The sequence below is a fragment of the Bacillus sp. ISL-18 genome (genome assembly GCF_018613415.1).
Classification (GTDB): Bacteria; Bacillota; Bacilli; order Bacillales; family Cytobacillaceae; genus Neobacillus.
The window spans coordinates 181,606-197,308 of sequence record NZ_JAGGQG010000010.1 but is presented as its reverse complement, the minus strand read 5'-3'; the positions used below and the strand labels follow the sequence as shown (position 1 = coordinate 197,308).

Here is a 15,703-nt window from a genome sequence, read left to right as displayed (position 1 = left end):
GCAATGTTTGACCCAACAGCCTTTGACAATATGAAAGTAGTGATAGAAGGGGCCCTGTATGATCGAGATATAAAGGGTGACATTATCATTACTGACCGAAACGATGTCATTAATTTAGCCAAAATGTCCCGACTCTTTGATTTATCCTTTCGATTACAGGATGGGATAAGTATGGCTAAAGTGGAATTGAATTCGCCATTGATCAATCTAGCAGCCGAGCTTTTACCATCGGTTCAAACTGAACAACACGCTGGGTGCTATGTGAAACTTGAGTTTTTACTTGAACAGGAAAAAGCTCCTGATTATGTTTTACTAAAAAATATCCTTCTTGATATATGGGGAGAATCTCGAGACATATCACTTGTTAGTCAATCTCACCCTTTAGACGGAGACAAAAAAAGTATAACCATTCTCATAGTGGAATTCGGACGGTTGATTACCGAGGACCATATGGAAGATTTAGTTGAGATGATTGATTTTATGATTACCACCCTTGTTCGGTTTGACAATTAGAGAATTCATTTTAAAATAACCAGCGATAAGCGGCTGGTTATTTTTATTGTTATAATATTTACAATATTCAAATTAAAAGGTACAGTTAAGGTAATGTGATATTATGACCTCATACTAATCATAAGGGGAGATGACTTTGGTTAAGACTGCATGGGTAACCGATAGTACAGCCTATTTAGATGATGAGTTACGAAACCATCCAGATTTATATACAATCCCTTTAACTGTTGTACTGGATGGGGTAGAATATTCTGATGGAGTAGACTTAACCCCAAACGAGTTATTTGGCCGATTAAAGGAATTAAAAAGCCCACCGTTAACCTCACAGCCATCAATTGGTTCTTTTCAGTCCTTATATGAACAATTATCAAATGAATATGATGAAATAGTAACCATTCTCGTTTCGGGAAAGCTTAGCGGAACGGTCTCCTCGAGTAAGCAGGCCGCCTCTCTTGTTGATATTCCGGTAACTATTTTTGATTCGCACATCCTTACTTATCCAATGTCCGTATTAATCAAAAAGGGGATGGAACTCGTCAAGACTGGTCATCGCATAGAGTCAATGATAGAAAAACTTGAACACCTGCGTGACACTTGCGAGACTTATGTACTCGTTGGAAGTTTAGAACAGCTGCATCGAGGCGGGAGAATGACTGGACTGCAATTTTTTCTTGGAAGCATGCTCCATGTTAAACCGATTATTTCAATTGAAGCTGGTGCACTCCGCGTGAAAGAAAAAGTTAGAGGAGAGAAAAAGGCGAAAGAAAAAATTTTTGATTATTTTCGACTAGCGTATGAGCAAAACCAGTTTAAAGAGGTATACCTATTATATGGATTACATGACGAACAAGCTAAAGCTTGGCAGCTTGAACTTCAGTCGGATTATCCAAATGTTGAGATTATTAGCTGTCCATTAGGTGCTGTCATTGGCGTTCATGCTGGTGAAAACACCCTTGGGATTAGTTGGTTTAATGGATTAAAATAATGACACCCCAAAATGTACATACTATGATAGTCAGTCATCATAAGTAGGGGGGTGTTCACGTGAGTAAGCAAGGAAGACAAAATGCCAACCAGACAAGAGAACAAATTGAAAAGCAGGATATTAGCAATGATGTTGAATTAGGCAGTGAGTTTCAAATTGGCAACAATAAATCACAAAGTCAGAAAAAAAGCGGCCGTCAGGCAAACAAAAAATAACCTCGAAACATCGGGGTTATTTTTTGTTTGCCATTCATGTTAAAATAACAAAGGTGAAGGCAGGTGCTTGATATTGAAGGTCTTATTAATTGAACAAGCGGAAATGTTTGTCCGTAATGAATTGGGTGAAGATGCCACTGGACATGATTGGTATCATGTTGACCGTGTCCGGCGTAATGCCTTACATATCTGCAAGTATGAAAAAAAAGGAGACCCGTTTATTATTGAAATGGCTGCACTCCTCCATGATATACCTGACGAAAAATTAAACAAAACAATTGAGCAGGGCAGAGCTAAACTGGATTCCTTTTTAAATAGAGTAATGATTACCGATGAAGCCAAAGGTCACATCGAAGAAATCATCAACTCCATTTCATATAAAGGAGGCCAGAAAACGGAGCTTAAAACAATGGAAGCAAAAATAGTACAAGATGCTGACCGTTTAGATGCCATTGGGGCGATTGGGATTGCAAGAGCTTTCGCTTATGGAGGTAAAAAAGGGCAGTCCATTTATGACCCAGCCGTTCAAGTAAGGGAAGAAATGACCCTTGAAGAATATCGAAAGGGAAAATCAACTAGTATTCACCATTTTTATGAAAAATTATTGAAATTAAAGGATTTATTAAATACAGATACAGCAAGAAAAATGGCAGAGAAGCGACAGCAAATGATGCTTAACTTTTTAGAACAATTTTATCAAGAATGGGATGGACAAGATTTATGAAGATGTTCACAGTAGAAAATGTTTCAAAAACATATGGAGAGAAACAGCTCTTTGACCATATTACTTTTACAATTAGTGAAAAGGAGCGCGTCGGTTTAATTGGTATTAATGGTACGGGTAAATCCTCCTTATTAAAGATTATTGCAGGATTAGATGCACCTGACGATGGGAAAATTGTCTCTCCAAAAGATTATACCATCTCATTTTTAGACCAGCAGCCCGAATTAGATTCAGATAAAACAGTGCTGGAACAAGTCTTCCGAGGCGATGCACCGATCCTCAAACTGATGCGCGGATACGAACAGACTTTATTAAAATTGAATAGCTTGCCAAATGACTCAAAGGTCCAAGAAGAGCTATTTCAATTACAAAGGCAAATGGATGCATTAGACGCCTGGGATGCCAGCACAAATGCTAAGTCCATTTTAATGAAATTAGGAATTGAGGATTTTACGAAGAAAATTGGTGAACTTTCTGGTGGACAAAAGAAACGTGTCGCTCTTGCCCAAGTATTAATTGCTGAGCCGGATTTATTAATACTCGATGAACCGACTAACCATTTGGATTTTGATTCTGTTAAATGGTTGGAAGATTACTTAAGCAGGTATAATGGTTCGATCTTGCTTGTTACGCATGACCGATACTTTTTAGACCGGGTTGCTAACCGAATGTTTGAATTAGATGGCGGCAATCTCTACAGTTATAAAGGAAACTATGCTTCCTTTTTGGAAGCTAAAGCGATTCGTGAGGAAAACGAAGCAGCAACCTATGAAAAAAATAAAAACCTATTTCGCAGAGAATTAGAATGGATCAGACGTGGTGCTCAGGCGAGATCCACAAAACAAAAAGCTAGAATTCAGCGTTTTGAAGAACTTGATGATAAGCTTTCAAGCGGAAAGCCTTCTGGTGAAAAATTGGATATATCACTAAATGGAAGCCGCCTTGGCAAGCAGGTTTTTGAGCTAAAGGATGCATCGAAACGCTATGAGCAAAAAGTCATTTTAAATCATTTTGATTTATTGGTAAAGCCGGGAGACCGGATTGGAATCATCGGTAAAAACGGTGCCGGTAAATCGACCTTATTAAATATATTAGCGAAGAAGCTGCCGCTGGATGAGGGTGATTTTATCATTGGGCAAACGGTGAAGCTCAGCTATTATACTCAGGAAAGCGAGGATATGGATGAAAATAAGCGGATGATTGAATATATTAAAGAGACAGCTGAGGTTGTAGAGACTTCGGATGGTAAGACCCTTTCCGCTGCACAAATGCTTGAACGTTTTCTTTTTCCTCCCTTTACTCATGGTACTCCGATTCGGAAATTATCCGGAGGAGAAAAACGGCGTCTTTACCTTTTAAAGCTATTAATGATGGCACCTAATGTCCTTTTGCTGGACGAGCCTACTAATGACTTAGATACACAAACCCTAACGGTCCTAGAGGATTATCTCGAAGACTTCCCTGGTGTTGTGATTACTGTTTCCCATGATCGTTATTTTCTTGACAAAGTGGCAGAACAGCTGCTCGTTCTTCGTGGAGAAGGGGAAATTGACTCGTTCTACGGTAATTACAGCGAATATCTTGAAAAAGAAAATGCTCTTCAAGGACAGAAAACAGCATCTAAGCCAATTTCTACCTCTAAAGCTCCAGAAAAGGAAAAAAAGAAACGATTAACGTTTAAGGAGAAGAAAGAATGGGAGGAAATTGACGAGGTGATTGCCAGTACAGAGGCAAAACTCGAAGAAGTAGGTGCTGAAATGGCTAAGACAGGCAGTGATTTCACAAAAGCACAAGAATTAATGAAACAAGAAAAAGAATTAAACGAAAAGCTTGAGTATTTAATTGAACGCTGGTCCTATTTAGCCGAAATAGCCGAACAAGAGTAGAAGGGTACGTCTTGGTGACGTACCTCCTTTTTTATGTAAGCAAATCAAATGAATAGAATATTGACATTATGTTAAACTTGTAAAAAGAAAATAGAGGAATTAGGTGATTGTATTGAATATAAAGGCGATTGAACCAACGCCAAGTCCAAATACAATGAAGATCATATTAGATCAAGAACTCCCAATGGGCAAAAGCCATAATTATAAAAAAGAAACGATTGCAGACGCACCCCTTATTATTCAAGCTATCCTACAAATTGATGGTATTAAAGGGGTGTATCATGTTGCAGATTTTCTCGCAGTCGAGCGTAATGCCAAATATGATTGGAAGGATTTATTACCTCAAGTCCGCAAGGCGTTTGGTGAAAAAACAGAGGAGACTGCTAATTTAAATAAGCTAGATGAGCATTTTGGCGAAATTAAGGTAGAAATTCAAATGTTTAAAGACATTCCTCTTCAGGTTAAATTGACTGATAGTTCCACAGAACGCAGGTTTGGACTGCCAGATTATTTTTTACAAGCAAGGGAACGGGCGCAGCTGCCTGAAGATAATTACATTCTTTTGCGTAAATGGCAAAATCAAGGCGTCCGCTATGGGGATTTTGATCAGATTGGTCAAGAGGTAGTTGAGGAACTGATTGCCGCCTATCCAAAGGATCGATTAGAAGCACTTGTTTCCAAAGCGCAAAATGCCGATACACCAATTACTTTCAAAGCAATACAAACCCGTAAAAAAGTAACGATTGAGGATTTAAATAATCCTGACTGGCGGCTACGCTATCAACTGCTAGAACAAATGGATGACCCTGAACTCGATGATTTACCTATGCTTAAAAAAGCATTACATGATGAGAAGCCCTCCATACGGAGACTGGCAACTGTATATCTTGGTATGATTAAAGAGCGGGAAGTTCTGCCGTTACTCTATACTGCATTAAAAGATAAAACTGTAACCGTGCGCAGAACAGCAGGGGATTGCTTATCCGATTTAGGCTTTCCTGAGGCAGCTGAGGAAATGGCAAAAGCATTGACGGATAAAAGCAAGCTTGTACGTTGGAGAGCAGCCATGTTTCTCTATGAGGCTGGAGATGAAAATTCCCTTCCCGCCCTTAAAAAAGCCGAAAATGACCCGGAATTTGAAGTCAGCTTGCAAATCAAAATGGCGATTGAAAGAATTGAAGGCGGAGAAGCAGCGAAAGGCTCTGTCTGGAAACAGATGACGGAAGCACGAAAATCTGACCAGTAATTTTGTAAATTAGTCATGATTATAGTATTCTATAGGGAGAAGAAATGGAGTGGATGCAGATGTCAAATGCTTACGAAGAATATATGAAACAAATGGTATTACCTATGCGGGAAGAGTTAACAAGAGCAGGCTTTGATGAATTAAAAACAGCGGAAGAAGTCGAAGATTTTATAGAAAAAACTACCGGTACAACACTGGTTGTCGTCAATTCCGTATGCGGATGTGCCGCTGGCTTAGCACGGCCTGCAGCAACCCAAGCTGTGTTAAATAGCGAAAAAAAACCAGAACATTTAGTTACCGTTTTTGCCGGACAAGATAAAGAAGCGACTGCTAAAATGCGTGAGTACTTTGAAGGGATCGAACCTTCATCACCATCTATGGCATTACTAAAAGATAAACAAGTGGTACATTTTATTCCTAGACATGATATTGAAGGCATGCCGATGGAAGCGGTCATGCAAAACCTATTGGGCGCATTTGAAGCTCATTGCTAAACGGGATGTCGGTTGACATCCTTTTTTTTATTTTGGAAGAAGTGAGGATAATATGTTTATAACAACAGCAGGGAGAACAACCCCAGGGATGATAAAGCACGCACTAGAACTTGCGGAGTATTTGCAGGTTCCTTATCTTCCGCGAAATAAAAAATCATTAAACCGTATCCAACAACAGGCTGAAAGCGGCTGTATTGTGGTGGGGAAAGAACGATTAGAGCTTTTTGAGAAAAACAGTGTTCAGCCATTTTTCTTCCATCCTAATTCAGCGATGTTTCGGATTAAGCGGTTGATAAAGGGGGAAAGTGATCCATTTGCCAATGCGGCAAAACTGGCAAGAGGCATGACGGTTCTTGACTGTACCCTAGGTATCGCTTCAGATGCAATTGTTGCAAGTTACCTCGTCGGCAGGGAAGGGAAGGTAACCGGTATAGAGGGTCAGAAATATTTGGCTTTCATGGTTCAAAAGGGACTCAACACCTGGGATTCTAGTCTTCCCGCCATGAATAAGGCCATGAAACGCGTTCGTGTTCTTCATAAGGAAGCTTGCCAATATTTAAAAAGCCAAGCCGATTCATCAGTTGATTGTGTTTATTTTGATCCGATGTTTGAAGAAACAATTCTTGAATCGGATGGGATTAAAGCTTTAGGCCAATTAGCTATTCATGATGATTTGACGGATGAGCTGATTAACGAAGCTATCAGAGTAGCGAAATTAAGAGTGGTATTAAAAGACCATTACAAGAGTATTCGCTTTGAAAAATATGGATTTGAAGTGATGCGACGAAAAACCGCAAAGTTTCATTTTGGTGTGATCGAAAAAAACTGAAAGCTCTTTCTTTCAGTTTTTTTCCATTTTACCCAAAAAAGAAGTATAATTATTTGTAAGGAACTTAACTTCAGAAATCTTTTAATATAAAGGTGTGAACCGAAAATGAACAAGTGGCTGCGTAAATCACTTTTTGTTACCATATCCATTTTAACATTTGGTCTGGTAACTCCATCACAACTAATCAATCAAGCGAATGCAGAAAAAATTAACGACAGGGACGTTTTCGAAACCCATGCTCAGGATCGAAGTATTGTCCAAGCAAATAGTTATGTAATAGAGTCAGAGTTTAATAGAGAAGAATTTATGCAGGAACTAATTAAACAGGCAGAAATACAATCCTATCAAAAGTTTGGGACTAGAATAAAGCCTGTCATCGAAAATGATTTTCGAGAAGTAATTTTACCGAATATTGAACAGGCAATTGAACAAACCGCTTCACAATTTCCCGAGGATAATGTCAAGAATCTTACGATTACTGAGCAGCCAGGTGCAGGCCTTTCAGAAAAAATTTTTAATATAAAAGATAGCGTTTCTGGGAAAGATATTATTCGTTTCCATGTAAGACGCGATAATCCTCCGCAAGCAGGATACTGGTTTAATTTTCATTATCATACCTATCATGATCAATTTCATTCACATCATGAACTAGGCTCTATTTTCTGGGATAAAAATACTCCGCCAAAATGGATGAGTTAGCCCTTAATAAATTTTTTTATAATAAATGAAACCTTTTTAAGAGAAACTCGTAAATAGATTATTACCAAAATTGGAGGAATGTAAAAATGGCAGTTAGTTTATCAAAGGGGCAAAAGGTTGATCTAACAAAAACAAATCCTGGTTTAACCAGCGTTGTAGTTGGATTAGGATGGGACACGAATAAATATGATGGCGGAAATGATTTTGATTTGGATTCTTCCGTATTCCTTTTAGGAGAGAATGGTAAAGTAACAAATGAAACAGATTTTATTTTCTATAATAATCGTGAAGGCGCAGGCGGTGCAGTTGTACATACTGGAGATAACCGGACAGGCGATGGCGATGGCGATGATGAACAAGTGAAAATTAATCTTACTGCTGTTCCTGCGAATATTCAAAGGATCGCTTTTACCATTACTATTCATGATGCTGACAGTAGAAATCAAAACTTTGGTCAGGTTAGCAATTCCTATGCCCGTATCTTTAATGAAACCACAGGAGAAGAATTAATTAGATATGATTTAGGTGAAGATTTTTCGATTGAGACAGCTATTGTGGTAGGAGAAATATACCGTCACAACGGTGAATGGAAATTTAGTGCGATTGGCAGCGGATATCAAGGCGGATTAGCCGCGTTAGCAACAGACTTTGGCTTGTCCATCGGCTAATAGTTGAAAAAAAGACCCAGTTGGCTGGGTCTTTTTAAAAAATCAGGTTTACTATCTAGGGGGAATTCTTTTAATGTCAGTTTTACAACATATATTAGATACATACTCACAGTTTTTTAACTGGGAAATGTGGGGAGAGGTGTTAACAAATCCCGTCAGCTGGGGATTAATTGGTACACTAGTTATCTTAGAAGGTTTGCTTTCTGCTGATAATGCCTTAGTTTTAGCGGTTATGGTAAAACATCTTCCACCTGAAAAACGGAAGAAAGCACTGTTTTACGGTTTATTAGGGGCCTATGCCTTCCGGTTTGTAGCAATCGGCATCGGGGTATTTTTAATCAAGCTTTGGTGGGTGAAAATATTAGGTGCAGGGTACCTCGCATGGTTATCGATTAAGTACTTTATCGATAAACGAAAAGGTTCTGATGAAGAAGAGAACGATGAGCAAGGGATGAATCAAAAAGGCCTGTTAATTCGCTTATTCGGAACATTCTGGGGAACCGTGGCTGCGGTTGAACTGATGGATATAGCCTTTTCTGTTGACAGCGTATTAGCGGCTTTTGGTGTTAGTGAAGAGGTTTGGGTTTTATTAATTGGCGGTATGCTTGGCGTACTAATGATGCGGGGAGTAGCAGGTGTTTTCTTAACATTAATTGACCGTGTGCCAGAACTTGAAACAACGGCTTATATATTAATTCTAATCATAGCGATCAAAATGCTTCTTGCAGTAGTTCATATTGAAATGGGACATATTACCTTCTTTATTATCTTATTACTAACCTTTGGGGCTACTTTTATCGTTCATTATAACAATAAGAAAAAGGAAGGCAGCAAGGAAAATAATTCATAATGATTGTCAAAGGGTGGGGAGCTGACGAAAGTCTGTTTCCCTCTCTTTTTTACCATTCACGGAGGAGAAAATGGTTATGGAATTTTTTACATACTTTTACGAAGAGGAAATTGAACGGTTTTTTTTTCGTAGACCTGGGGCAATTACAAAATATACAAACCGTGATTTGTTGTCCTATGGTTTAGGAGCAACACTCTATATGCCAGCTACCCGGCCAAATATCCATCAGGAAATCCTTTCTAATAAACATGATGGATTAACCTCGCTTGTCATTGATTTGGAAGATGCAATTGGCGATAATGAAGTTGAACGAGCAGAAAATTTACTAGTTCGGGAATTATTAAAGTTACATGCTGAATGTAATAAAGGGTTTTTAAAGGTTGAGGATTTACCGCTCATGTTTATTCGGATTCGCCAGTTCGATCAATTGAAACAGCTCAAGGATCAGTTAGGAGATGCATTGAACCTTTTGACAGGCGTGGTAATTCCTAAATTCAGTGCCGAAAATGGCAGGGACATTTTGGAAATGGTTCGTACCATTCATACCGAGAGTCAGCCTTTTTATGTAATGCCCATTCTTGAATCAGCTAGTGTGATTCAAAAGGAGACAAGAATGGCTGAATTATTGAAGATCAAGCACTTGCTTGATCAATATAGGGATTATATTCTGAATGTTCGGATAGGGGCGACTGATTTCTGTGGTTTATATGGTATTCGAAGGAATATGGATACGACAGTTTATGATATTGCTGTTTTAAGAGATTGCATTTCTGATATTATTAATGTCTTTCAACGATTTGATAGTCCATATGTAGTTTCTGGACCTGTCTGGGAATATTTTTCTGCGAAAAAAAGAATGTTAAAGCCCCAGTTAAGGCAAACACCGTTTCGTGAACGATATGGAGAGGAAGGCCTCAAATGGAGGGCCAAATTAATAGATGAAAATATGGATGGCCTTATCCGTGAAATCTTGATGGATATTAGTAATGGGTTAACAGGAAAAACCATCATTCATCCATCACATATAAAGATTGTTCAGGCACTTAATGTCGTTTCCTATGAAGAATATATTGATGCTAGCAATATAATAAAAGCTTTCGATCAAAATAATGGGGTTATGAAAAGTGAGTTTGCCAATAAGATGAACGAAGTTAAACCTCATTATTTTTGGGCGCAAAAAATAGTATTAAAATCACAGGTTTATGGGGTGTTACATGAAGAATTCACAAGTATTGACCTTATCAGAAAAGAAGTATACGTTTAACATCCTTGATTCAATAAAAGTGGAAATAAATAATCTTGAAAATCCATATTATATTCCCATAGACGAACTCTTTACTATGGCAGCCAGAATCAATAAGAAACGCTCGTTTTTATTTATTAGTAAGGTGCTTGGCAAACATTTACCAATTGAACCCAATAAGGGCCTGCTGATAGCGGCTCTGCTTGGTGCGAGATATTTAGAAATGGTTAAGGGAATTAAGTGCCCGGAAAAAGATAGACTGCTATCTTTATTCATTAAGGGTGGTACTTTTCATAGCAGTCCTTTTATTGCAGAAAAGCACAAACCGGTCATCATTGGTTTTGCGGAAACGGCTACTGCCCTTGGTCATGCTTTTTTTGATTGTTTCGAAGGAGCTGAGTTTTTTCATACAACCAGAGAGGAGATAAGCGGGGAAAAGCCTGTGATTACGTTTGAGGAGGAACACTCCCACGCAACATCCCATCGCTGTTATATTCCATTAGAAATGATTGATCACCAGCGCGAGATCATTCTTGTTGATGATGAAATAACGACCGGTAACACAGCCTTAAATATTATCAAATCCATTCAAGAAAATTTTCCGAGACCTGTTTATACGGTAGTAAGTATTTTAGATTGGCGTTCCCAAGAATACAAGGAAAAGTTTTTAAGGGTGGAACAAGAATTAGGAATTAAAATAAATGTGGTCAGCTTACTTTCTGGTCATGTCAAGATTTATCAATTAAAAGAGTTAGAGTATCGTTCTGGTAGGGCTGATATATTCAGAAGAACAGGCTCTATTGAAGTAATGCACCTTGGTTCTTATTTTACATCTTCCAGTTTTTCTTCTAGAGACCAACTGAATGGATTTCCTTATCTAAACGAAACAGGGCGTTTTGGTTTAAAAAGCATAGAAAATTTTCTGGTTCATCAAAGAATTTCTAAAGCTGCAGAATTCTTAAGGCAAAAAAGAAACGGGGTTCGAACTCTATGCCTAGGAACTGGAGAATTCATGTATTTGCCAATGAGAATCGCTGCAGAGATGGGCAGTGGCGTTTATTATCAATCTACAACTAGAAGTCCGATTTATATTAAGGATGAGGAGGGATATGGGGCAAAATTCGGCGTCAATTTTCCCAATCCAGAGAACGGAATTATCCCAAATTTTGTTTATAATATCCCTCCGACCCACTATGATGAATTATTTCTATTTTTTGAAAGAGAAGTTTCTAAAGAAAAGCTTGAGCCGATGATGGAGGAATTAGGAGCATTAGCTTTTCAAACCATTAAAGTTGTCTTTTTTTCAGGAAGGCAGAGGTGATTAGGATGCAAAAAATACTTAGCAAACCTGCCAAAATTGGAACCTATCATGTGGATGATGTTCTATTTTTATTAAAAGATTTAAGTGACATAGTTTTAGAGGATACGGTGGTAAACAGGGAAACAAAGATCCAATCAGGAGGTCATTATAGCGAGTCACTGCCAATAGAATACCAGCCTCCTGAAGAGTATGTAAAGGTTTTCTGGAACACCTTACAACGATATAAACAAAAAGTAGCCTTGTGTGTTGGGATTGTTTCAGAGCAAATCTATCAATTAAAAGGGTCAGATACCATTCTCGTTTCGCTTGCCCGTGCTGGTACTCCAGTTGGAATCTTAATTAAACGGTACCTAAAGTTAAAATACGGGATCAGCTTACCGCACTATAGTATTTCAATCATCCGTGATAAGGGAATTGATGAAAATGCCCTTCATTATATTCAACAAGAGCATCCAAATGGGGAAATTCAATTCGTAGACGGCTGGACAGGGAAAGGGGCTATCTCGTTAGAATTAGCAAAGGCCTGCCGGGAATATAGAGAAAAATATGGCTTCAAGCTGGATGATACACTTGCCGTTATTGCTGATCCTGGCTTTTGTACCACCCTTTTTGGTACTAGAGAAGACTTCCTAATCCCGAGTGCTTGTTTAAATTCTACCGTATCCGGGCTAGTCAGCAGGACGGTATTAAATAATGCATTCATTGGTAAGGATGATTTTCACGGGGCTAAATTTTATCAAAATTTGCTTGCAGAAGATGTTTCTAACCGGTTTATCGAACTGATATCCGAAGAATTCTCTGCCATTGGCCAGGAAGCGGAAGCATCAGCTGCCAAGCTTTTGTCTACGGTAATCGAAACAGGATTTTTGGGGATGGAAGATGTGAAAAAAATACAGGCTGACTTCTCAATAGAGAATACCCACTATATTAAACCCGGAGTCGGAGAAACAACGAGGGTTCTACTTCGGAGAGTACCATGGAAAATATTAGTGCGTGATCCTTCTAGTCCGTTTGTCAAGCATATCCTAATGCTTGCAGAAGAAAAGGGAGTGGAAGTCCAGGCCTACCCAAATATGAAGTATGTGTGCTGTGGTCTAATCAAAAAGGTCGAAGGGATGCAAAGATGATTTTTGCATCTGACCTCGACCGAACATTAATCTATTCAAAACGGGCACTTGATGAATTTGGAGTACCGGAAGGTTTGCTACTAGTACCAGTTGAACAAAAGGATGGAGATTCGGTTGCTTTTATGACAGAAACTTCCTATCTCCAATTAAAGGAGTTAGCAAATCAAAGTTTATTTGTACCCGTCACAACCAGGACAACGGAGCAGTTTAAACGATTTGTTATTTTTGAACAAGATATTCGCATTAAATATGCAGTTACTGCAAATGGTGCCAATATTCTCCATCAAGGGACTATGATGGAGGAGTGGTCAAACCAAATCCTTAACCGTGTCAAACTCGAAACTGTTTCACAAACTGAACTGCTTTCTATATTGCACAGGGAAGGTGTCTGTTTAGACGGGAAAAGGAAACAGGCTGAGGAATGGTTTTTCTATTTTATATTAAACTGCCTTCCGTCAAATAATGAAAGAAAATGGATTGAGGATGTGGCTGCCAAATCTGGTTGGAGAATTTCGCTGCAAGGAAGAAAACTTTACTTTATCCCTCAAGCTATTAGTAAAGGAAACGCGCTCGAGTATATTTGTAAACTTGAAGGTGAAAAATCGGTTGCAGGAGCAGGTGATTCCCTCCTCGATTGGGATTTTTTAAAGAACTGTCAATATCAATTTGTCCCAAACCATGGTGAACTTGCCCATAAACTTGCGCATGGTCCAGGTGGCAGTACCTCGATTCTTACAACAAATGGCGGCGTTAGAGCAGGAGAAGAAATTCTTCAACATTTCCATCAGTTAATGCACAAAAATCCTATTTTTTTATTGTAATTTTACCAATAACAAAATAGTAGAGGCAGCCAAAAAAACTGTAGCTTGCTAGAAAAAACAAAATGGCCATGGTTAATGACGGGATGATTGGAGATAAGAACATTGTAAAGATAAAGCTGAAGACAAATAAATCTAAATAGATAAATAGGTCTGAAACCATAACTTCCATTAAAGTGTCTAATTCATCAGATACCTGGTCCAGTCTCGGTCGTTTATATAAGAATCTCACTTGAGTCACCTACTTAGTATGAGTACTCCATTAATATGTAAGGACATGTGAAAACGTGAAAAAGGGGGATTAGAGCGGAAAATGAAACAAATTTAGCTCTCATTCGTATAAACAATGAACCAATGAAATAACTGTGATATGATGAAATGGAAACCTTACATAATTTTCTAAACGACTACACCAGCTTCGCTTTTAGAGGGAAGGGATTATGAATGTATCCAACATTAAATCAGTTAAACGTCCAGACTGTATCCCTTTCATTTGAAAATTGGCAGGGCATGCTGAAAAAAACACTGCCAGAACGGCCGAATTATTCAATGGAAAATGGCACGATACAAATTGGACAAGTAATTGGAAAGTTTTTGGGCTTACCAATAGACACGGATGAATATTATAACCAACTGTATGATTATGTCCATGATCATACATGGAACCTTGGACTGTTAAGTGAGGACTCGTTGGATAAAACCATAGATAATACTCACTTTCAAGCCATTCAAAGGGTCATTAATCTTAATAATGAACAAAAGCTATCTATTAATCGCTTTACTGCGTTTCTCGATGGTGAACAGCTTTTGTTAAAATCAAACGTGCCGGTTATTCACAGAAAACTAAGAGAAGCAATGATTGTCACCCTAGAATTATTTGCAAAACATGAGACAAATGGGTTGAAGAATCATGAACTCAGGAGGGTTCTCGTCGACATTGTGAAATGGTCGTTGAACCATTTAAAACCTTTATTAGAGCAGGCTGATCCGCAAAGGGCTATGCCCAAATTCTTGTGGTATGGGGATTATAAAAAGAGTCATCAATATTTTTTATATTATTTAATCAAGCTTGGCTGTGATCTCGTTATCTTCCATCCGGAGGGCCACGATATATTATCAGGTCTTATCACGGAAGAAATTTTTACCTATCATTATCCTAATCAACAGCCAGCAGAGCCATTTCCCAAGGAAAGGCGCAGCAGGAAAACAACCGTGGCTTACCGTGCATCTAAAGAGATTGAGTCAATTCTCAATCAAGAGGGATCCGGTCTTTATAAGCCATGGCAGTTACGGAATTACACACCTTCTTCCATTACGTTAAAAACGACCTATGACGAGCTGTTTATCCTTGCGAAAGAAATAGCCATGATTCGACCGGACTTTGAGGTGAGAAACGGTAAAGTGAAGATCCCCTCGATATTTGCTAAAGTTCAAGGGGTAAGTAAAAATCGTAAAGAATATTGGGATCGACTTCAAGCTCTTAGTCAATTAGAACATAGCATGCTGATTAAAAGGCTCCCTTTTACGGTTCCAAGTACTAGTGATTTTCGCTACCACTATCGAAATGCTCTTGATAAAGATGGTTTGCTGAGTGCGGACAAGGTGATGCAATCACATTATTGGCCCTATTCGTTCTTAGCTGCAGGTCTGCAAAAAGGGATCGCCTATGCCATTAGAAAAATCTGTGAAACACCAGGTTTAAAACAGCTGACAGCGGAATCTAGCGAAGAAGTAAAAATATATCTGTTTACACAGGCGATGTTTATGCCCAAGAATATCATTCAGTTAATGGAGAGATTTGATTATTCCCAAGCTGTCCCTAAATTAATTATATATAATAACGAAACGACAGGAATGATATCAAGGTCTGATGCAGCGCTTCTCTTGCTTCTAAATCAATTTGGGATTGATCTCATTTTGTACAATCCGCCAGGCCATAATGATATCGAAAACTATGTCGATGAACGATTATTTGATAAGCACTGGCTGGATGAAGTGGTGTTTGACTTGGAGTTTAAGGAACCATCGCTTTTTAAAAAAGGGCTTTTTCATGGAATCTTAAAAAATTTAAGGGGAGATTAAACA

At 38.5% G+C, this 15,703-nt stretch carries 16 protein-coding genes; all 16 read left to right on the top strand.

Going from position 1 to position 15,703, the window contains the following annotated elements:
- Positions 1-3 precede the first annotated feature (3 nt).
- The 16 genes from J7E81_RS13965 (at position 4) to J7E81_RS13890 (ending at position 15,700) form a co-directional block, all read left to right on the top strand.
- Positions 4-513 carry a hypothetical protein gene (locus J7E81_RS13965; RefSeq protein ID WP_215042992.1) on the top strand — a complete coding sequence of 170 codons (510 nt, stop codon included), beginning with the start codon at positions 4-6 and terminating at the stop codon, positions 511-513.
- Between the two features lie 136 nt (positions 514-649).
- Complete coding sequence (locus J7E81_RS13960) at positions 650-1,498, top strand: DegV family protein (RefSeq protein ID WP_215042991.1); 849 nt, start codon at positions 650-652, stop codon at positions 1,496-1,498.
- A 59-nt stretch (positions 1,499-1,557) separates the two neighbouring features.
- The gene (locus J7E81_RS13955) at positions 1,558-1,713 is read left to right on the top strand and encodes a hypothetical protein (protein ID WP_180960284.1); all 156 of its coding nucleotides are present in this window, start codon (positions 1,558-1,560) and stop codon (positions 1,711-1,713) included.
- A 103-nt stretch (positions 1,714-1,816) separates the two neighbouring features.
- Positions 1,817-2,437, top strand: coding sequence for an HD domain-containing protein (locus tag J7E81_RS13950; protein ID WP_215044352.1), 621 nt, complete (start codon positions 1,817-1,819; stop codon positions 2,435-2,437).
- Complete coding sequence (locus J7E81_RS13945) at positions 2,434-4,323, top strand: ABC-F family ATP-binding cassette domain-containing protein (protein WP_215042989.1); 1,890 nt, start codon at positions 2,434-2,436, stop codon at positions 4,321-4,323. The genes J7E81_RS13950 and J7E81_RS13945 overlap by 4 nt, the downstream gene beginning before the upstream one ends.
- Positions 4,324-4,435: 112 nt before the next feature.
- A complete protein-coding gene (locus tag J7E81_RS13940) occupies positions 4,436-5,569 on the top strand; it encodes a conserved virulence factor C family protein (RefSeq protein WP_215044350.1) in 1,134 nt (377 codons plus the stop codon).
- A gap of 59 nt (positions 5,570-5,628) precedes the next feature.
- Positions 5,629-6,063 carry a BrxA/BrxB family bacilliredoxin gene (locus J7E81_RS13935; RefSeq protein ID WP_215044348.1) on the top strand — a complete coding sequence of 145 codons (435 nt, stop codon included), beginning with the start codon at positions 5,629-5,631 and terminating at the stop codon, positions 6,061-6,063.
- A 52-nt stretch (positions 6,064-6,115) separates the two neighbouring features.
- Positions 6,116-6,892: a class I SAM-dependent methyltransferase gene (locus tag J7E81_RS13930; RefSeq protein ID WP_215042987.1), complete on the top strand. Its 777-nt coding sequence runs from the start codon at positions 6,116-6,118 to the stop codon at positions 6,890-6,892.
- A gap of 105 nt (positions 6,893-6,997) precedes the next feature.
- The gene (locus J7E81_RS13925; RefSeq protein WP_215042985.1) at positions 6,998-7,591 is read left to right on the top strand and encodes a YpjP family protein; all 594 of its coding nucleotides are present in this window, start codon (positions 6,998-7,000) and stop codon (positions 7,589-7,591) included.
- Positions 7,592-7,677: 86 nt separating this feature from the next.
- On the top strand, positions 7,678-8,259 hold the full coding sequence (locus tag J7E81_RS13920; RefSeq protein ID WP_215042983.1) for a TerD family protein: 582 nt from the start codon (positions 7,678-7,680) through the stop codon (positions 8,257-8,259).
- A gap of 73 nt (positions 8,260-8,332) precedes the next feature.
- Positions 8,333-9,109: a TerC family protein gene (locus tag J7E81_RS13915; protein ID WP_215042981.1), complete on the top strand. Its 777-nt coding sequence runs from the start codon at positions 8,333-8,335 to the stop codon at positions 9,107-9,109.
- Between the two features lie 76 nt (positions 9,110-9,185).
- Positions 9,186-10,373, top strand: coding sequence for an HpcH/HpaI aldolase/citrate lyase family protein (locus J7E81_RS13910; protein WP_215042979.1), 1,188 nt, complete (start codon positions 9,186-9,188; stop codon positions 10,371-10,373).
- A complete protein-coding gene (locus J7E81_RS13905; protein ID WP_251028642.1) occupies positions 10,324-11,673 on the top strand; it encodes a phosphoribosyltransferase family protein in 1,350 nt (449 codons plus the stop codon). The genes J7E81_RS13910 and J7E81_RS13905 overlap by 50 nt, the downstream gene beginning before the upstream one ends.
- 5 nt (positions 11,674-11,678) lie before the next feature.
- A complete protein-coding gene (locus J7E81_RS13900; RefSeq protein WP_215042977.1) occupies positions 11,679-12,800 on the top strand; it encodes a cysteine protease StiP family protein in 1,122 nt (373 codons plus the stop codon).
- Positions 12,797-13,621 carry a hypothetical protein gene (locus tag J7E81_RS13895; RefSeq protein ID WP_215042975.1) on the top strand — a complete coding sequence of 275 codons (825 nt, stop codon included), beginning with the start codon at positions 12,797-12,799 and terminating at the stop codon, positions 13,619-13,621. Before J7E81_RS13900 ends, J7E81_RS13895 begins: the two co-directional genes overlap by 4 nt.
- Before the next feature lie 441 nt (positions 13,622-14,062).
- A complete protein-coding gene (locus tag J7E81_RS13890) occupies positions 14,063-15,700 on the top strand; it encodes a YceG family protein (RefSeq protein ID WP_215042973.1) in 1,638 nt (545 codons plus the stop codon).
- The last annotated feature ends 3 nt before the right edge of the window (positions 15,701-15,703 follow it).